This window comes from Neisseria weaveri, assembly GCF_900638685.1.
In the GTDB taxonomy this organism is placed as follows: Bacteria; Pseudomonadota; Gammaproteobacteria; order Burkholderiales; family Neisseriaceae; genus Neisseria; species Neisseria weaveri.
On the sequence record NZ_LR134533.1, the window covers coordinates 269,773 to 286,552 of the forward strand.

Sequence of the window (16,780 nt, forward strand, 5' to 3'; positions counted from 1 at the left end):
AACTGCTATACTTACGCACTCAATCTATCACCCGCTTCAGGCCGTCTGAAACATGATTACCAAACAAGAATACCAAGCCCAAGCCGCCGCAGGTTACAACCGCATTCCGCTGGTTCAAGAGCTGCTGGCCGACCTCGACACCCCGCTTTCCCTCTACCTCAAACTCGCCAACCAGCCCTACACCTACCTGCTCGAATCCGTGGTCGGCGGCGAACGCTTCGGGCGGTATTCCTTCATCGGCCTGCCCTGTCGCACTTATCTGAAAGCATCGGGCAAACACGTCGATGTGTACCAAGACGGCCAAATCATCGAACAATACGAAGGCAACCCGCTGCATTTCATCGAAACCTTCCACCAACGGTTCAAAACACCCGAAATCCCCGGCCTGCCCCGCTTCACCGGCGGCTTGGTCGGCTACTTCGGCTACGAAACCATCTACCATTTCGAGCACTTCGCCCACCGCTTCCAAAACAGCAACAAACCCGACACCATCGGCACGCCCGACATCCTGCTGATGCTCTCGCAAGAACTCGCCGTCGTCGATAACCTCAGCGGCAAAATCTACCTCATCGTCTATGCCGACCCCACCGTTTCAGACGGCTACGAACAAGCCCGCGAACGGCTGGAAGACCTGCGCACCCGCCTGCGCCAAAGCTGCGCCATCCCCCTTTCGCTCGGCAGCCTCAAAACCGAACCGGAACACGAAACCGGCGAAGCACGCTACAAAGAATACGTGCGCAAAATCCGCGAATACATTCTCGACGGCGACTGCATGCAAGTCGTGCCCAGCCAGCGCATGAAGCAGAAATTTACCGACAACCCGCTCAGCCTCTACCGCGCCCTGCGCACGCTCAACCCCTCGCCGTATATGTTTTACTACGACTTCGGCGATTTCCACGTCGTCGGCTCGTCTCCCGAAATCCTCGTGCGCCGCGAACGCGACAATATCATCGTCCGCCCCATCGCCGGCACCCGCCTGCGCGGCAAAACCCCCGCCGAAGATTTGGCCAACGAACAAGATTTGCTGGGCGACGCCAAAGAAATCGCCGAACATGTGATGCTGATTGATTTAGGCAGAAACGACGTCGGCCGCGTCAGCGAAACCGGCGAAGTCAAAGTAACCGACAAAATGATCATCGAACGCTATTCGCACGTGATGCACATCGTTTCCAACGTAGAAGGCCGTCTGAAAAACAATATCGACAACATGCAGATACTCGCCGCCACCTTCCCTGCCGGCACCCTGTCCGGCGCTCCCAAAGTGCGTGCGCTCGAAATCATCGAAGAACTCGAACCCAACAAACGCTGCATCTACGGCGGTGCCGTCGGCTGCTGGAGCTTCAACAACGACATGGACTTAGCCATCGCCATCCGCACCGCCGTGATTAAAGACCAAACCCTGTATGTGCAAAGCGGCGGCGGCATCGTGGCCGATTCCGACGAAGAAGCCGAATGGCAGGAAACCCAAAACAAAGCCCGCGCGGTATTGCGGGCGGCACAGATGGTGCAGGAAGGGTTGGATAGATAAGGCCGTCTGAAAATTTTCGTTTAACTGCTGCAGCAAGGCTGACCGTCATAACCGATTCATACGGATTATTATTTTTAAATAACGCTTTTAAAACAGAATCTTTGAAATAAAAAATGAAAACTCTACCAATTCTCCCCCCCGCCAACCTCGGTATTCTCGGCGGCGGTCAGCTCGGCCGTATGTTCGCCGTAGCCGCCAAAACCATGGGCTACCGAGTTACCGTGCTCGACCCCGATCCCAACGCGCCGGCCGCCGCCTTTGCCGACCGCCATTTGTGCGCCGATTTCGACGACGAGGCCGCCTTAAACGAGTTGGCCAAATGCGCCGCCGTTACCACCGAATTTGAAAACGTCAACGCCGATGCCATGCGTTTTTTGGCACAACATACTGTGGTTTCGCCCAGCGGCGACTGCGTGGCCATCGCACAAAACCGCATTCAGGAAAAAGCATGGATTCAAAAAGCCGGCCTGCAAACCGCACCATATCAGGCCGTCTGCAAACCTGAAGACATCACCGAAGCCAGCGCTGCCTTTCTGCCCGGCATCCTCAAAACCGCCACATTGGGCTACGACGGCAAAGGCCAAATCCGCGTCAAAACCTTGAGCGAACTGAAAGCCGCGTTTGCCGAACACGGCGGCGTAGATTGCGTGTTGGAAAAAATGGTGGACTTACGCGGCGAAATTTCCGTGATCGTATGCCGTCTGAACAGCGACAACGTGCAAACCTTCGACCCCGCCGAAAACATCCACGAAAACGGCATTCTCGCCTACTCCATCGTTCCCGCCCGCTTGAGCGCGGATGTCCAACAGCAAGCGCAACAGATGGCGCGCCGCTTGGCAGACGAACTGGATTACGTCGGCGTATTGGCGGTGGAAATGTTTGTAGTCGGCGATACAAACGAATTGATCGTCAACGAAATCGCCCCGCGCCCGCATAACAGTGGCCACCACACCCTTGATGCCTGCGCCGCCGACCAATTTCAGCAACAAGTACGCATCATGTGCGGCCTGCCGCCCGCCGACACCCGTTTATTGTCAAGCTGCTGCATGGCCAATATTCTGGGCGGCATGTGGGGCGAAGGCGGCAGCGAGCCAAATTGGCTGCCGCTGCAAAACCACCCGCGCGCGCACTTGCATCTATACGGCAAAAAATCTGCCCGCGTCGGCAGAAAAATGGGGCATTTCACCGTACTGGCTGCCGATGCCGAGCAGGCATTCGAAGCGGCAACCCGGCTGCACCAAAGTTTACCGGACACATAAACGGCTTTAAATCTGTCCATTCCCCCGATTTTTCAGACGGCCTCATCAATAGGCCGTCTGAAAAATATTATGCCGGTCAGTCTTATTTCTACTGCGGCGTTTCCTCACCTGATATCAAAAATAAGTTTATTTGCGGCAAAAGGTTCACAACAAATTGTTTTTGCAGTATCTTTAAATCATTAATATCTTTTTCGAGTGATATGCAACCATGAGCCTGATTACCGTACTCCGTCCCGCTACCGCCGATGATTGCGAGCATATCTACAATGCACACTGCTATTCGGTGCAATATACCTGTGCACGCAGCTACGACAACCGTATTTTAGAAGCATGGCGCGAGCTGCTCAGACCGGACAGCTATCTCGAAACCTTGGCTGATCCCAATAAAACCCTATGGATTATCGAATACAAAGGGCATATTCAAGGTTTTTTCCAATTGGACTATAAAACCGCCGAATTGGATGCTTTGTATGTCCACCCGTTTGTCCATAATCAAGGCTTGGGCACGGCGCTGCTCCACCGCGCGGAAGAGCTGGCCGCCGAAGCAGGTTTGTGTTTCTTAAAACTTTATGCCTCGCTGAATTCCATTGCCTTTTACAAACTCAACGGCTACGAATCCTTGGGCGAAGCGATTTTGCCGCTCAATCCCGAAGTGACCGTCGAATGCCAGTTGATGCGCAAGTATTTATAAAACCGGATCGAATGAGGCCGTCTGAAACAACAACTGTTCGGGCGGTCTTTTAATACCGGCGGTAAACGCCTTATAATATAGGCCGCTATCAAGATGTCACAGAAAGAAAACAGATGAACATTACCATCATCGATCATCCCCTGGTCAAACACAAACTTACCTTAATGCGCGAAGCCGAGTGCAGCACATACAAATTCCGCACCCTCACCACCGAGCTGGCACGACTGATGGCCTACGAAGCAAGCCGTGATTTTGCTACCGAAAAATATATTATCGACGGCTGGTGCGGCGAAATCGAAGGTGAACGCATCAAAGGCAAAACGTTGACCGTCGTACCGATTCTGCGCGCCGGCTTAGGCATGCTGGACGGCGTATTGGATTTGATTCCGACTGCAAAAATCAGCGTTGTCGGCCTGCAGCGCGACGAAGAAACATTAAAACCCGTTTCTTATTTCGAAAAATTCGTCGACAGCATGGAAGAACGTCCTGCCCTGATTATCGACCCCATGCTTGCTACCGGCGGCTCAATGGTTGCAACCATCGACCTTTTGAAAGAAAAAGGCTGCCGCCACATCAAAGCTTTGGTTTTGGTTGCCGCTCCCGAAGGCGTGAAACTGGTTAACGAAGCCCACCCCGACGTAACCATCTACACCGCTGCGCTGGACAGCCACCTCAACGAACACGGCTATATCATTCCCGGCCTCGGCGATGCCGGCGACAAAATTTTCGGCACCCGTTAACCGAAATAGGCCGTCTGAAATTTCAGACGGCCTTTTCAAAAGCTTGGATAAAAACCGACCGGTTAAAAAACAAACATTCCCGTTTAGCGGTTTATCCCGACAACCCCGACCCCAAAAGGAAATACCATGAACTTTCAAGACAATCTCGCCGCCATGCCCGATATCGGCCACTTGAGCGGCTTGGACGTATGCAGTTCAGACGGCCAAACCATCCACCATATTCCCGCCGCGCCCGGCAAATTAGGCTCGCTCAAACTGTATAACGCGCTGGCCCAAGAATTTGACGGCCGACTCGATGCCGCAGCCGCTGCCAAAGGCATCGATCTGTTTGCCGAACATGTTGCCGATGCCCGAGCCAATCCCGGCAAACATCCGAATATCGATTTACTGTTCCGTGTCCAAAACGAAAACATGAATCTGAAGCTGGTTCCAATCCAACACTAATCCGCACACAGCCTACCGCTTTGACGCGCAGGCTTTTCTTTTACATCTTATTGTTATAGTATAACGTTTATGCAATAAACATAGCGGTACACGCTGCAATACCCATGTATCAAAAAACGCAGCCTCTACCGTTTTTCTACACATCTTCAATCAGGAAGCCATCATGAACACATTTAAAATGCTGATGTTAACCGGCACACTCATGCTCTCAACCGCCGCCCACGCACACCGCGTTTGGGTCGAAACCGGCCACACCCACGGCGGAGAAATTCTCAAAGCCGAATTGGGTTACGGCGAATTTCCCGATATGGAACCCATCGCCGCCGACCGTCTCAACATCTTCAAGCCCCTGCAATTGGTTACCGCCGAAGGTAAACAAGATTTACAGCAAAAAGGCGAACACAACTACCAGTACCAATCCAAGCGCCCCGTCCGCGACGGCAGCTATCTGGTCATTGCCGAATATCTGCCGACTTTCTGGTCTAAAAATGCCGCCGGCTGGAAACGGGTGGATATGAAAGCCATGCCCGACGCAACTTATTGCGAACAAACCAGAATGTACGGCAAAAACATCGTCAACGTCGGCCATGAAAGCGCCGATACCGCCATTATTACCAAGCCCGTCGGCCACAAACTCGAAATCGTTCCGCTCGACAATCCGGCCAATATTCATGTCGGCGAGCGCTTCAAAGTCAAAGTTTTGTTCAACGGCGAACCGCTGCCCAATGCTACCCTGACCGCCACATTTGACGGCTTCGACACCAGCGACCGCAGTAAAACCCACAAAGTAGAAGCCCAAGCCTTCTCCGACAAAACCGGCGCGGACGGCACAGTCGACATCATTCCTCTGCGCCAAGGCTTCTGGAAAGCCAACGTCGAACATTCGACCGCTTATTCCGATCCTGCCGTCTGTCAAAAACAAGCCAATTACAGCACGCTGACATTCGAAATCGGCCACGCCCACCATTAACCCCGATACAGCAAAAAGGCCGTCTGAAAATTTCAGACGGCCTTTTTCCCATTATCCCCACCCCAACCGCTTCTATTACAATCACACACTGACCCAACATACCGGCATAGAAGAAACAAACTTAATTTGCTATATTGAAACCTTTTCCCGATTTCCCAACCGTCATGCTTACCCTGATTTCCCGACAAAAACTGTTTAACGGCAGCCAGCAGCGCTACCGCCACTTTTCGCAAACCACGCAAACGGAAATGACTTTTTCCGTCTATCTTCCGCCGCAAGCCCTCGCCGGCTACCCCGTACCCGTTTTATATTGGCTCTCCGGCCTGACCTGCACCGATGAAAACTTCAGCACCAAATCCGGCGCACAACGCTACGCCGCCCAATGGGGCATAGCTTTGGTCATTCCCGACACTTCGCCGCGCGGCACAAACATTCCCGATTCAAAAGAATACAATCTCGGACAAGGTGCAGGATTCTATCTGAATGCTACCGCCGAACCGTGGAATAAGCATTACCATATGTACGACTACATCGTTTCGGAATTGCCGCAGCTTATCGAACAACACTTTCCCGTTACCGACCAGCGCAGTATCGCCGGACACAGTATGGGCGGACACGGTGCCCTAATCATCGCACTGAGAAATCCCGAACGCTACGCCGCCGTCTCCGCATTCGCCCCCATCGTCAATCCGACCGAAACCCCACTCGGTCAAGCCGCATTTGCCGCCTATCTGCAAAACGGCAGCGAAGCCGAACAATACGACGCCGCCCTGCTTGTCCGAACTTCTGCCAAAACCATACCCGTCTTAATCGATCAAGGCAGCACCGACGAATTTTACCCGGTCGAGCTGCAACCCGAAGCCTTTGTTTCAGCCGCAAGGAGCCGCGGCCTGCCGGTAAAATTCAATCTGCGTCCCGGCTATGACCACAGCTATTATTTTGTTGCCAGCTTTATCGATAGCCACATCGAATTCCACGCCGACGCCATGGGCTTGTAAAGCATATTAAACCGAAACCTTTGCATCGCCATTTGCAGCACATTTCTAAGTTGTAACATGGCCTGACATGTCTGCACCCGCTGCGCTGCCACGCCTTGACCTTCATACGTATCAGAGTTTTTTTAAAGATCTCAGCATATAAAAAAGGCCGTCTGAACATTTCAGACGGCCTCAATATATTCCGCTTCCATTTCCTTCTCTGCTATTGCGCAAACCACATATACCAACCCAAAGCCAGTGCAGACGCCGCCAGCAACACCCAAGCACTTGTGCGCACCACATCATGTATGCCCTGCTTGCGTTGGCGGCCAAGCAAACGGTTTACGATCAATACGATTAAAGCAACGAAAAAAGCAATGCGTAGAATACGGCCTATCATGGTTCAGCTGTTCCGCCCGCAAAGTAAAGCAACCCGTAAAACACCGATGCCCGCCGTTACCGGCGGTGTTTTCGGTTTTATTTTGCCGCCCAAGCATAAAACGCAGCGGCGAATTTATTTAAGAAGCCTGCCGTGCGTTCGTCTGCCACTTTGCCGTTATCCAAAGCAGCGGATGCACGGCTGAGAAATACTTCTGGCGCAATCAACACATCCGCGCCCATCGCCTGCAAACTTTGGCGGATGTGCAAGGCCGCATTGATGCCGCCGTAACTGCCGGGCGAAGCGGTGGCAACAGCCACTTTTTTGCCTGCCCATACGCTTTGACCGCTGGGGCGCGAAGCGATGTCGATGAGGTTTTTCAGAGCCGCCGGCATGGTGCGGTTATGTTCGGGGCTGACCATCAGCACGGCATCGGCGGCTTTCAGCTGCGCACGCACGCGTTCGTAAGCCGGTACGTTCTCGCCGTCGAGGTCTTGGGTATAAAGCGGCAGATCACCGATGTTTACTTCTTCGATTTCCACACCTTCGGGCACTTGGGCGGTAATGTGTTCTGCAACTGCGCGGTTGATGGATTTGCGGCTCAAACTGCCGATAACGAGAGCGATTTTAGTCATGAATACTCCTGATAAATTGCTGGTTGACGGTTTATCCTGCCCGCACATTTCATCATGCGGAACAGCCGGAAACCTTTACAAAGCCCCTCTGCGCAACGTTTCTGCTCGGTGCGCTGCAAACGGGGGATGGCAAAGGTCTCAATTAATTGTAGTTAAAACGATGATCCCGGCTCTTGCAGAAAGGCGATTTCTTCTTCGGTGCTTTCCCGACCTAAAACGGCATTGCGGTGCGGGTAGCGGCCGAAACGGTCGATAATCACTTTATGTTTGATTTCAAATTCAAGCGCATGGGGTGTAGTATAGCGTTCAAACCATGCCAACGCCTGTTCGTGAATTGCACGGCTTTCGCTGTGCATCAGCGGCATCAGCATAAAGTGGCGTTCGGAAGGCTCCATTTCTTCAAAACCGGGCTGGCGTACGGCTTCCTGAGCCAATGCCACCGCCATATTGTCTTGTGCGAAAGCAATCGGGCTGTTGCGGAACAGATTGCGCGAAAACTGGTCGAGCACAATGATTTCGGCCAGCCGTCCGTGCAGAGTTTCCCGCCAGCCGTCCAATTCAGAATACACGGCTTGCTGCCAAATATCGGCAAAGCGGCTGCGGATTTGCGCGTCGAATTCATCGTTTCCACTAAACCAATAAGGCCGGTTTTGTTCGTCGAACCAAAAATCGAGCACGGTTTGAGGCTTCATCATCATTCCTTCTTTAAAAAACTTTTTGAAAAACAAACACACATTCAAACGGCTGCCGGTGTTACCGGAAACGGTTATAAACCCATTCCAACCTTATTTAAAACAATATATCAGCGGTAAAACAACATCAAAATGCGATAAATGTTTTTTCAGACGGCCTGATACGGTTTAGAATGAAGCCGTCTGAACACTTACCCACCCAAACGAACCGCAAGAAAGGAATCCATATGAAACCTACCCAACAAGACAGCACATTCGACCTCACGCCTGCGGAAGAAATGGAAGCCGAAGAACGCGAACTGATTATCGAAGATTCGGTAGATGATTTGGTTACTTATTCCGACCATCCCTTAAGCGACTGTGAAATCGAAAACAAAAGGCTGCATTTGGAAGACATCAAACCCGAGCCTGAAGACGAATAATCCCTTCGCCAAACTCAGGTTCAACGCCTTTTCGTTTCAAACCTTATTTTAAAGCCCGGATACCCACGGCATCGCGCACTTGATCAAGCAGCACGCGCGCCTGTTTCCGGGCTTTTTGTGCGCCTGCCTGCAAAATATCTTCGATTTGCGCGGGGTTGTCGGTTAAGGCGCTGTAGCGTTCGCGCGGTTCGGCCAATTCGGCGTTGATTTTCGCGGCAAGCATTTTTTTGGCTTCGCCCCATGCCAAGCCTTCGGCCAGCATTTGCGTGAATTCGGCGGTTTCGGCAGGCGTGGCAAAGGCTTTGTAAATCTCAAACAACGGGCTTTCGTCGGGCTGTTTCGGTTCGCCCGGTTCTTTTAAGTTGGTAATGATTTTATTCACCGATTTTTGGGTTTTCTTATCGTTTTCCCACAGCGGAATGGTGTTGCCGTAGCTCTTACTCATCTTGCGGCCGTCCAAGCCCACCAGCAATTCTACGTTTTCGTCGATTTTCACTTCGGGCAGCGTAAACACTTCTTTAAAGCGGTGGTTGAAACGGCCTGCAATATCGCGCGCCATTTCAACGTGTTGGATTTGGTCACGGCCCACCGGCACTTCTTGCGCGTTAAACATCAAAATGTCGGCGGTCATCAGAATCGGGTAGCTGTACAAACCCATCTCGATTTGGTGGTCTTGGTCTTCCTGCCCTTTATCCAGATTTTCCTGCACCGCCGCTTTGTAGGCATGGGCGCGGTTCATCAGGCCTTTGGCGGTGATGCAGGTCAGAATCCAGTTCAATTCCATGATTTCGGGAATGTCGCTCTGGCGGTAAAACGTGGTTTTTTCGGGGTCTAAACCGCAAGCCAGCCAAGTGGCGGCAACGGCTTGAGTGGATTCGTGAATCATCTCGGGATCATGGCATTTGATGATGCCGTGGTAATCGGCGAGAAACAGGAAAGATTCGGTATCCGGCGCATGTGAGGCCGCAATCGCAGGGCGGATGGCACCGACGTAGTTGCCCAAGTGCGGAATGCCGGTGGTGGTTACTCCGGTTAAAACACGTTTTTTAGTCATATTGATGCTTTCTTGATTAACGAGGCCGTCTGAAATAATTATCGGCACAAAGCCTGAATTATACATCAAACCATTTTCACTTTACCGCCCGCTTTTTTCAGACGGCCTTTTCTCTGCACCAACAACTTATCCACAGAAAAATAAAAACAATAAACATAAAAATCAATAAATTAAAATAAATTTAACTTATAAGATAAATTCAATATTGAATTATCCACAAGCAGCACCATATACCTGACATCACAAAATCATTCCAATAAAAAGGAAGCAATATGAGATTCGATAAATTAACCGCAAAATTCCAACAAGCTCTGGCCGATGCCCAGAGCTTGGCTTTAGCTGCCGACAACAGTTATCTCGAAGCAGGCCATGTATTGAAAGCCCTGCTCGACGATGCCGAAGGCGGCACCGCAGCCCTGCTTTCACACGCCGGTGTAAACGTACCCCAAGTAAAACAACAGCTTACCCAAACTTTGAACAGCTTGCCCAAAGTATCCGGCACCGGCGGCGAAATCCTGCCCAGCCGCGAATTGCAGGCCGTCTTAAACCTGATGGACAAAGCCGCCGTGAAGCGCGGCGATGCCTATATCGCCAGCGAACTGTTCCCGCTTGCCTTGGTACAGCAAAACGACAACACCGGCCGCATTCTGAAAAACGCCGGAGCCACCGAACAAAACATCAACGCCGCCATTGACGCGGTACGCGGAGGAGCCGCTGTGGATAACCCTAATGCCGAAGACCAACGTCAAGCCCTGAAAAAATACACGCTCGATTTAACCCAACGCGCCCGCGAAGGCAAGCTCGATCCGGTTATCGGCCGCGACGACGAAATCCGCCGCGCCATCCAAGTCTTGCAACGCCGCACCAAAAACAACCCCGTGTTAATCGGCGAACCCGGCGTGGGTAAAACCGCCATTGTGGAAGGCTTGGCGCAACGCATCGTCGATGGCGAAGTGCCCGATTCGCTGCGCAACAAACGCCTGCTGGTGCTTGATTTGGCCGCATTGATTGCCGGTGCCAAATACCGCGGCGAGTTTGAAGAACGCCTGAAGGCCGTCTTAAACGATTTGGCTAAAGACGACGGCAACACTTTGATTTTCATTGATGAAATCCACACGCTTGTCGGCGCGGGCAAGGCAGATGGCGCAATGGATGCAGGCAATATGCTCAAACCCGCTTTGGCACGCGGCGAGTTGCACTGTATCGGTGCCACCACTTTGGACGAATACCGCCAATACATTGAAAAAGATGCCGCGCTGGAGCGCCGCTTCCAAAAAGTATTGGTGGGCGAGCCGAGCGTGGAAGACACCATCGCCATTCTGCGCGGCTTGCAGGAGCGTTACGAAATCCACCACGGCATCGACATCACCGACCCGGCCATCGTTGCCGCCGCAGAGTTGAGCAACCGCTACATTACCGACCGTTTCCTGCCCGATAAAGCCATTGACTTGATTGACGAAGCCGCCAGCCGCATCAAAATGGAATTGGATTCCAAACCCGAGCAGATGGACAAACTCGACCGCCGCATCATCCAACTTAAAATGGAAAGAATGCACGTTGAGAAAGAAAGCGACGATGCCAGCAAAAAACGCCTCGATTTAATCGACGAAGAAATCGCCGGACTGCAAAAAGAATACGCCGATTTGGACGAAATCTGGAAAGCCGAAAAAGCCGCTTCCGCCGGCACTGCCGACATCAAAAAACAAATCGACGACATCAAAGTCAAAATCGAGCAGGCCAAACGCCAAGGCGACTTCGCCCGCGCATCCGAGCTGGAATACGGCGAACTGCCCAAACTCAGCCAACAGCTGCAAGCGCTGGAAAACAATCCGCAAGAGCAGCAGGCCAACAAACTCTTCCGCACCAAAGTGGGCGCGGACGAAGTGGCCGAAATCGTATCGCGCATGACCGGCATTCCGGTGAGCAAAATGATGGAAGGCGAACGCGACAAGCTCTTGAAAATGGAAGAAGTATTGCACAACCGTGTGGTGGGACAAAACGAGGCCGTGCGCGCCGTATCCAATGCCATCCGCCGCTCACGCTCCGGCTTGGCCGATCCCAACAAGCCCTACGGCAGCTTCCTTTTCTTAGGCCCGACCGGTGTCGGCAAAACCGAGCTGTGCAAAGCATTGGCGAGCTTCCTGTTTGACAGCGAAGACCATTTAATCCGCATCGATATGTCGGAATACATGGAAAAACACGCCGTTGCCCGCTTAATCGGCGCACCTCCCGGCTACGTCGGCTACGAAGAAGGCGGCTACCTAACCGAACAAGTCCGCCGCAAACCTTACAGCGTGATCCTGCTCGACGAAGTGGAGAAAGCCCACCCCGACGTGTTCAACATCCTGCTGCAAGTGCTGGACGACGGCCGCTTGACCGACGGTCAAGGCCGCACGGTAGACTTTAAAAACACCGTGATCGTGATGACTTCCAACATCGGCAGCCACCACATCCAGCAAATGGGCACATCGGATTACGAGGCCGTGAAAGAAGTGGTCATGGAAGACGTAAAAGAACACTTCCGCCCCGAAATGATTAACCGTATCGACGAAGTGGTCGTGTTCCACGGCTTGGATCAGGCCAATATCCGCAGCATCGCCAAAATCCAGCTCAAAGGCTTGGAAAAACGCCTTGCCGCCCAAAACCTGCACCTCAAAGTCGACGATGCCGCACTGGATCTAATCGCCAAAGCAGGCTTCGACCCCGTGTACGGCGCACGTCCGCTCAAACGCGCCATCCAAGCGGAAATCGAAAACCCGCTGGCTCTGGCTCTGCTCGAAGGCAAATATCAGCCTGAAAGTGTTATTCATGTGAAAGCGGATGGGGATAAGCTGGCGTTTGATTGATTCGTTAATAACAATAGGCCGTCTGAAAATTTTCAGACGGCCTATTACCTATTATTATGATGATTTCAATGAACTAAGAAATAAACCTTGATAAAATTCATTACATTATCTTCATTAAACACAGAAAATGTCTCACGAAAACTTTTACCTACCTCGCAGACTACAAACACCTGTCGGCAAAATTTATCAGCAATCTGAGCTTCTCGGCCTAAATCATAAGCTGATTATCATATTGGCTGAACCGGGTGCTGGAAAAACATCTTTATTAGACAGCCTAGCCAAGCAATTAAGTACACAAAAATTTACTGCCAATACTTTTATTTATCAAACTGTTTCTAGTAATACCGATTTAGTGATAGATGCTTTTGATGAATTGGCAAGAATAGATGATTCCGGCATTTTCAAAATCATCGGTCAAGTTAAAAGTGCCCAACCGAATAGACTAATCTTATCCAGCCGTTCGGGTGAATGGTATGAAAGCTATACTCAATTCTGCAAAGAGATCTTTGGAGAAGAACCATTGGTCGTTTATCTCAATGCTTTTAATGAAAAAGAACAAAAAGCATTATTTGAACATTATTGTCCTACTGAAAATTTTAGTGTCTTCCAGCGAGAAGCAGAGCGAATTGAACTCACTCCCTTATTGATTAATCCCCTTTTCTTAAGAATTTTCTCCGGTGCATATTTAGAAAGTGGAAAAACATTTACCAACCGACGTACTGCATTTCAAAAAGCAATAGAAAATCTAGCTAAAGAAAATAACCCATGTATTTCAGCAAGAAACACCCTGCCATCTGAACAAAAAATAGCACTTGCTGAAGATATCTTCGCTAAATTATTGCTATCAGGTTCGGAAGGTGTAAGCGTTAGTGATCAAGCCACAACCCGATTTTATCCGCATATCAGCACCCTGCATGACAATCCGCAAATCAAAGAAATTTTAGCGACCCAACTTTTTCATCCGGCAGAGCAAACCGAGCAACATAAGCCCGCACACAGAATTATTGCAGAATATTGTGCCGCGCAATATTTGGCAAAACGCTTGCAGTCAGCTACTGATCCGCTATCACTCCGCCAATGCTTATCTATTATTGCCCCCAATGGCACAACTCGTGACGAATTAAGGGGATTAATAGCTTGGCTTGCCGCCTTAACTGAAAATCAGAACATTCAAGAAACTCTAATTGATTTAGACCCTTATGCTGTCTTAGCAAACGGAGATCCTTCTTTATTATTACCATCATCTAAAATGAAGCTCTTACACCGATTAAAAGATTTGAATGAGCAAAATCCTCTTTTCCGTCGTAGCGACAGATGGAGGAGCTTTAGCGTATTCGGTTTTTTTACTTCGGATACGGTTCTTGAAATTAAAGGATTATTACAAGAAAAAAACAGCACCGGACACCTACAAGATTTGCTATTGGAATTATTGGAAGATTCGTTAATTTTGCCGCAATTGACCAACGAGCTTAAATACATTCTGCGTAATGTAGGAACTGGACGCAGTGAGCGGTATATCCGTAATACAGCAAGCCGCTGTTTATTAAAAGTTACGGATTATGATCACAAAAGCAATTTTAATTTTTTGCTTGATGAAGCTGGAGAAACATCTCTGCAAATTGCAGCAGAAATGGTAATGACTTTGCCAACCGGTATTTTTGAAAAAACAGATCTTCTACGTCTACTCCGAGCTTGTGAGAAATTATATTCTGTCAGCTACCTCCAGCCCCGCATTTTTGGCACAAGATTTTTTATTAGAGAGCTTATTCAAAAATTAGATTTGGAAACTGTCGAATATTTGCTAAATAAGCTTTCTGCCAATTTATCATGCACCTGCAATGTAGAATATAACTGTCAATGCCGTATCGGTATCAGCAAAATTATCGGCAGGTTATTAGATCGTTATTTTGAATTGGCTACCCAACCCTATTGTCCTGAACAAGTTTGGCAATGGATTGGTAACCTATATTTTCAAAACTGCATCACAAAAGAAAAAAGTCTTTCTGTGCAAATCTTGCAAGAAGACGATAAGTTAAGGCAAAGCATTTTCAAGCTTTTATTTGAGCATGAAACTGAGTATGAAAAAATAAATGAGATCAAATGGAAGAAACTTGAGTGGCATGGACATGCGGGCTTGTTTTTCCAACAACAAGATTATTGGTATATCGTTAATTTAGCTTTTAAAATAGGTAATACAGGACTATGGGAATTCTTCATCCCTCGATATCATCCATATAATAAAGAAAAACTCCCCAACCCACTACGAAAACATATGCGTGAGCAAGCATTACAAAAACCGAAATTATTACGCATATGGGCAAAAGATAACCGAAATGTCAAATCATGTTTTAAAAAATCCGCTTGTAACTTCAAAATCGGTAGAAGACGGAAAAAATATGATCATAGACAAAAAATGATCCGTGAAAAGAATATCCAATATATACAGGAAAACAGAGAATTAGTAGAAAGTGGTAGACACTGGCGGTGTTTACAAAGGTTTTCTTCCTTAACTTTAATGAACCCACAAAAAATCATTGAAGAATTCGGTGACGAAAACCTCGTTAGAAATGCTTTATGCAATTGCCTTGAATTTATTGCGCCACATGTCCCCGACTTGGCAGAACTAGCACAGCTTCAATGTAAATCCGAATTTCTTAATGTAGTGCAAGTTTTATATGCTGCTTGTTTAGAAATATTTAGACGGGACAAAAATCTAAACAGAGTTTCGTTTGAGTTTTTAACTGCGTTAAGAACTCATTTAAATACGCACTACCCTGCAATATTGACAGAAGAACGAGATGGATTAAAGCAAGAAATTGACCGCTTGATCTTTAAAACGCCGCAGCAAGTAGAAAATTTTTTACGCAACTATATCGAACCCCAATTAACAGATAGCAGTTGCCAACATCCGCAAGTAAGCTGGTTAAGGGATGAAAAATACTTCCAACCTTTAGAGAAATCCTATCTTTGGAATGGCTTGTCCGTTTTCCAAACATATTTGGATACGCGCAAAAAGAACTGTTTGAGCAAGCAATAGAATTTGATACCAATCGAGAACAACTCAAAGATTTGATTACCAATAGATGTCAAACATTACTGAACAACTACCCTGAGAAAACAAATGACGAGCAACTGGAAAATAGCCGTAACTTCTGGTTTATCCATGCTTTCTATTTGTTAGAAACAGGATATGAACCATATTGGCAATGGCTGGCTCAAGATAAAGATACTATTTTTATCTTAGATGAACATATCGGCAGTTTTGGAGATTATAGAGAGTGGCTAACACTTTCAGCCGAAAAAATAGAAGCCGTTTTAAACGCTTTTATAGATAAATGGCCTAAAGTAGATTTACCTAATATGTATGGTTCAGATAGCCCCAAGCCGGAAAAAGCTTACCGCTTCTTGAGCGATTTAATTTGGAAAATCGATAACGACAAATCCTGCAATCCGGTTCCTGTTATTGACCGCTTGCTGAATAATGACAAATATGAAGTGTTTCATACAGGTCTGAAAAGCATTCGTTTTACTTATTTACAGAAAACCGCACTACAAAACTTTCAAGCGCCGGAAGCCCTGCAAATAAAAGCCATGCTGGAGCAAAATGAAATTATCAGCATTGAACATTTCCGTACAGTATTGTTAGAAGAATTGCAACGCTATCAAGCTGATTTGAACGGACATGATATTACCTCCAAAGATATTTTCTACGACGGAGGCCAACGGGTCGATGAAAATAGGGCAACACAAATCATTGCCGATCGTTTGAGACTTCGCCTTGAATCAAGAAGAGTTACAGTTACCTTGGAACATCAAATGCATGATACCAACCGCTGTGATTTTACCTGTTCTAAAATAGTTAATAATCAAAGGTTGTTATTGGTTACCGAAGTAAAAGGGCAATGGCATCGTGCACTTTATTCGGCAGCAGAAGAGCAATTATACGAGCGCTACGCCAACCACCCTAATACCCATCAGCAAGGCATTTACTTGGTTTTATGGTTTGGTGCGCAAGAAGAAGTAGCCGGTAGAACTAAACATGAATTTTCAAATGCAACAGACTTAAAAATCAGTATTGAGCAAAAAATTCCTGAAAATTTGAAAAAGCAGATTGATGTTTTTGTTTTGGATGTTTCAAGATAA

The 16,780-nt window shown here is 48.6% G+C and carries 15 protein-coding genes; 11 read left to right on the top strand and 4 right to left on the bottom strand.

The features are described 5' to 3' along the window. The first annotated feature begins 52 nt into the window (after positions 1-52). The 7 genes from trpE (at position 53) to fghA (ending at position 6,630) form a co-directional block, all read left to right on the top strand. Positions 53-1,528 carry an anthranilate synthase component I gene (gene trpE, locus EL309_RS01330; protein ID WP_004284321.1) on the top strand — a complete coding sequence of 492 codons (1,476 nt, stop codon included), beginning with the start codon at positions 53-55 and terminating at the stop codon, positions 1,526-1,528. Between the two features lie 113 nt (positions 1,529-1,641). Continuing rightward, complete coding sequence (locus tag EL309_RS01335; protein WP_004284320.1) at positions 1,642-2,787, top strand: 5-(carboxyamino)imidazole ribonucleotide synthase; 1,146 nt, start codon at positions 1,642-1,644, stop codon at positions 2,785-2,787. Between the two features lie 208 nt (positions 2,788-2,995). Further along, positions 2,996-3,478 (top strand): GNAT family N-acetyltransferase, encoded by a 483-nt coding sequence (locus tag EL309_RS01340; RefSeq protein ID WP_004284318.1) that lies wholly within the window; start codon positions 2,996-2,998, stop codon positions 3,476-3,478. A gap of 113 nt (positions 3,479-3,591) precedes the next feature. Continuing rightward, on the top strand, positions 3,592-4,218 hold the full coding sequence (gene upp, locus EL309_RS01345; protein ID WP_004286090.1) for a uracil phosphoribosyltransferase: 627 nt from the start codon (positions 3,592-3,594) through the stop codon (positions 4,216-4,218). A gap of 126 nt (positions 4,219-4,344) precedes the next feature. Further along, a complete protein-coding gene (locus EL309_RS01350; RefSeq protein WP_004284316.1) occupies positions 4,345-4,662 on the top strand; it encodes a DUF2322 family protein in 318 nt (105 codons plus the stop codon). Between the two features lie 178 nt (positions 4,663-4,840). Further along, positions 4,841-5,632 (top strand): DUF4198 domain-containing protein, encoded by a 792-nt coding sequence (locus tag EL309_RS01355; protein ID WP_372513002.1) that lies wholly within the window; start codon positions 4,841-4,843, stop codon positions 5,630-5,632. A gap of 164 nt (positions 5,633-5,796) precedes the next feature. Further along, positions 5,797-6,630 carry an S-formylglutathione hydrolase gene (gene fghA / locus EL309_RS01360; protein ID WP_004284314.1) on the top strand — a complete coding sequence of 278 codons (834 nt, stop codon included), beginning with the start codon at positions 5,797-5,799 and terminating at the stop codon, positions 6,628-6,630. A 202-nt stretch (positions 6,631-6,832) separates the two neighbouring features. On the opposite strand, the gene EL309_RS10635 is transcribed toward fghA, so the two are convergent. The 3 genes from EL309_RS10635 to EL309_RS01370 form a co-directional block, all read right to left on the bottom strand. Continuing rightward, complete coding sequence (locus EL309_RS10635; RefSeq protein WP_004284313.1) at positions 6,833-7,009, bottom strand: protein MIGRI; 177 nt, start codon at positions 7,007-7,009, stop codon at positions 6,833-6,835. Positions 7,010-7,086: 77 nt separating this feature from the next. Next, positions 7,087-7,623 (bottom strand): NADPH-dependent FMN reductase, encoded by a 537-nt coding sequence (locus tag EL309_RS01365; protein ID WP_004284312.1) that lies wholly within the window; start codon positions 7,621-7,623, stop codon positions 7,087-7,089. Between the two features lie 152 nt (positions 7,624-7,775). Then, positions 7,776-8,315 (bottom strand): DUF924 family protein, encoded by a 540-nt coding sequence (locus EL309_RS01370; protein WP_193777298.1) that lies wholly within the window; start codon positions 8,313-8,315, stop codon positions 7,776-7,778. A gap of 227 nt (positions 8,316-8,542) precedes the next feature. On the opposite strand from EL309_RS01370, the gene EL309_RS01375 reads away from it, so the two are divergent. After that, complete coding sequence (locus EL309_RS01375; RefSeq protein ID WP_004284309.1) at positions 8,543-8,737, top strand: hypothetical protein; 195 nt, start codon at positions 8,543-8,545, stop codon at positions 8,735-8,737. A gap of 43 nt (positions 8,738-8,780) precedes the next feature. On the opposite strand, the gene trpS is transcribed toward EL309_RS01375, so the two are convergent. Further along, complete coding sequence (gene trpS, locus EL309_RS01380; RefSeq protein ID WP_040669893.1) at positions 8,781-9,791, bottom strand: tryptophan--tRNA ligase; 1,011 nt, start codon at positions 9,789-9,791, stop codon at positions 8,781-8,783. A gap of 272 nt (positions 9,792-10,063) precedes the next feature. Between trpS and clpB the strand changes: the two genes are divergently transcribed. The 3 genes from clpB to EL309_RS01395 all read left to right on the top strand — a co-directional run bounded on the left by clpB (position 10,064) and on the right by EL309_RS01395 (position 16,780). Beyond that, the gene (gene clpB / locus EL309_RS01385; protein ID WP_004284307.1) at positions 10,064-12,637 is read left to right on the top strand and encodes an ATP-dependent chaperone ClpB; all 2,574 of its coding nucleotides are present in this window, start codon (positions 10,064-10,066) and stop codon (positions 12,635-12,637) included. 127 nt (positions 12,638-12,764) lie between these two features. Continuing rightward, on the top strand, positions 12,765-15,674 hold the full coding sequence (locus EL309_RS01390) for an NACHT domain-containing protein (protein ID WP_004284306.1): 2,910 nt from the start codon (positions 12,765-12,767) through the stop codon (positions 15,672-15,674). Next, a complete protein-coding gene (locus tag EL309_RS01395; protein ID WP_126382064.1) occupies positions 15,605-16,780 on the top strand; it encodes a hypothetical protein in 1,176 nt (391 codons plus the stop codon). The genes EL309_RS01390 and EL309_RS01395 overlap by 70 nt, the downstream gene beginning before the upstream one ends.

Bases quoted from the DNA above. Each gene is read 5' to 3' on its own strand.
- trpS (WP_040669893.1), bottom strand. From the start codon at position 9,791: ATGACTAAAAAACGTGTTTTAACCGGAGTAACCACCACCGGCATTCCG.
- EL309_RS01335 (WP_004284320.1), top strand. From the start codon at position 1,642: ATGAAAACTCTACCAATTCTCCCCCCCGCCAACCTCGGTATTCTCGGC.
- EL309_RS01365 (WP_004284312.1), bottom strand. From the start codon at position 7,623: ATGACTAAAATCGCTCTCGTTATCGGCAGTTTGAGCCGCAAATCCATC.
- trpE (WP_004284321.1), top strand. From the start codon at position 53: ATGATTACCAAACAAGAATACCAAGCCCAAGCCGCCGCAGGTTACAAC.
- EL309_RS01370 (WP_193777298.1), bottom strand. From the start codon at position 8,315: ATGAAGCCTCAAACCGTGCTCGATTTTTGGTTCGACGAACAAAACCGG.
- EL309_RS01355 (WP_372513002.1), top strand. From the start codon at position 4,841: ATGCTGATGTTAACCGGCACACTCATGCTCTCAACCGCCGCCCACGCA.
- upp (WP_004286090.1), top strand. From the start codon at position 3,592: ATGAACATTACCATCATCGATCATCCCCTGGTCAAACACAAACTTACC.
- clpB (WP_004284307.1), top strand. From the start codon at position 10,064: ATGAGATTCGATAAATTAACCGCAAAATTCCAACAAGCTCTGGCCGAT.
- EL309_RS10635 (WP_004284313.1), bottom strand. From the start codon at position 7,009: ATGATAGGCCGTATTCTACGCATTGCTTTTTTCGTTGCTTTAATCGTA.
- EL309_RS01390 (WP_004284306.1), top strand. From the start codon at position 12,765: ATGTCTCACGAAAACTTTTACCTACCTCGCAGACTACAAACACCTGTC.
- EL309_RS01375 (WP_004284309.1), top strand. From the start codon at position 8,543: ATGAAACCTACCCAACAAGACAGCACATTCGACCTCACGCCTGCGGAA.
- EL309_RS01340 (WP_004284318.1), top strand. From the start codon at position 2,996: ATGAGCCTGATTACCGTACTCCGTCCCGCTACCGCCGATGATTGCGAG.
- EL309_RS01350 (WP_004284316.1), top strand. From the start codon at position 4,345: ATGAACTTTCAAGACAATCTCGCCGCCATGCCCGATATCGGCCACTTG.
- fghA (WP_004284314.1), top strand. From the start codon at position 5,797: ATGCTTACCCTGATTTCCCGACAAAAACTGTTTAACGGCAGCCAGCAG.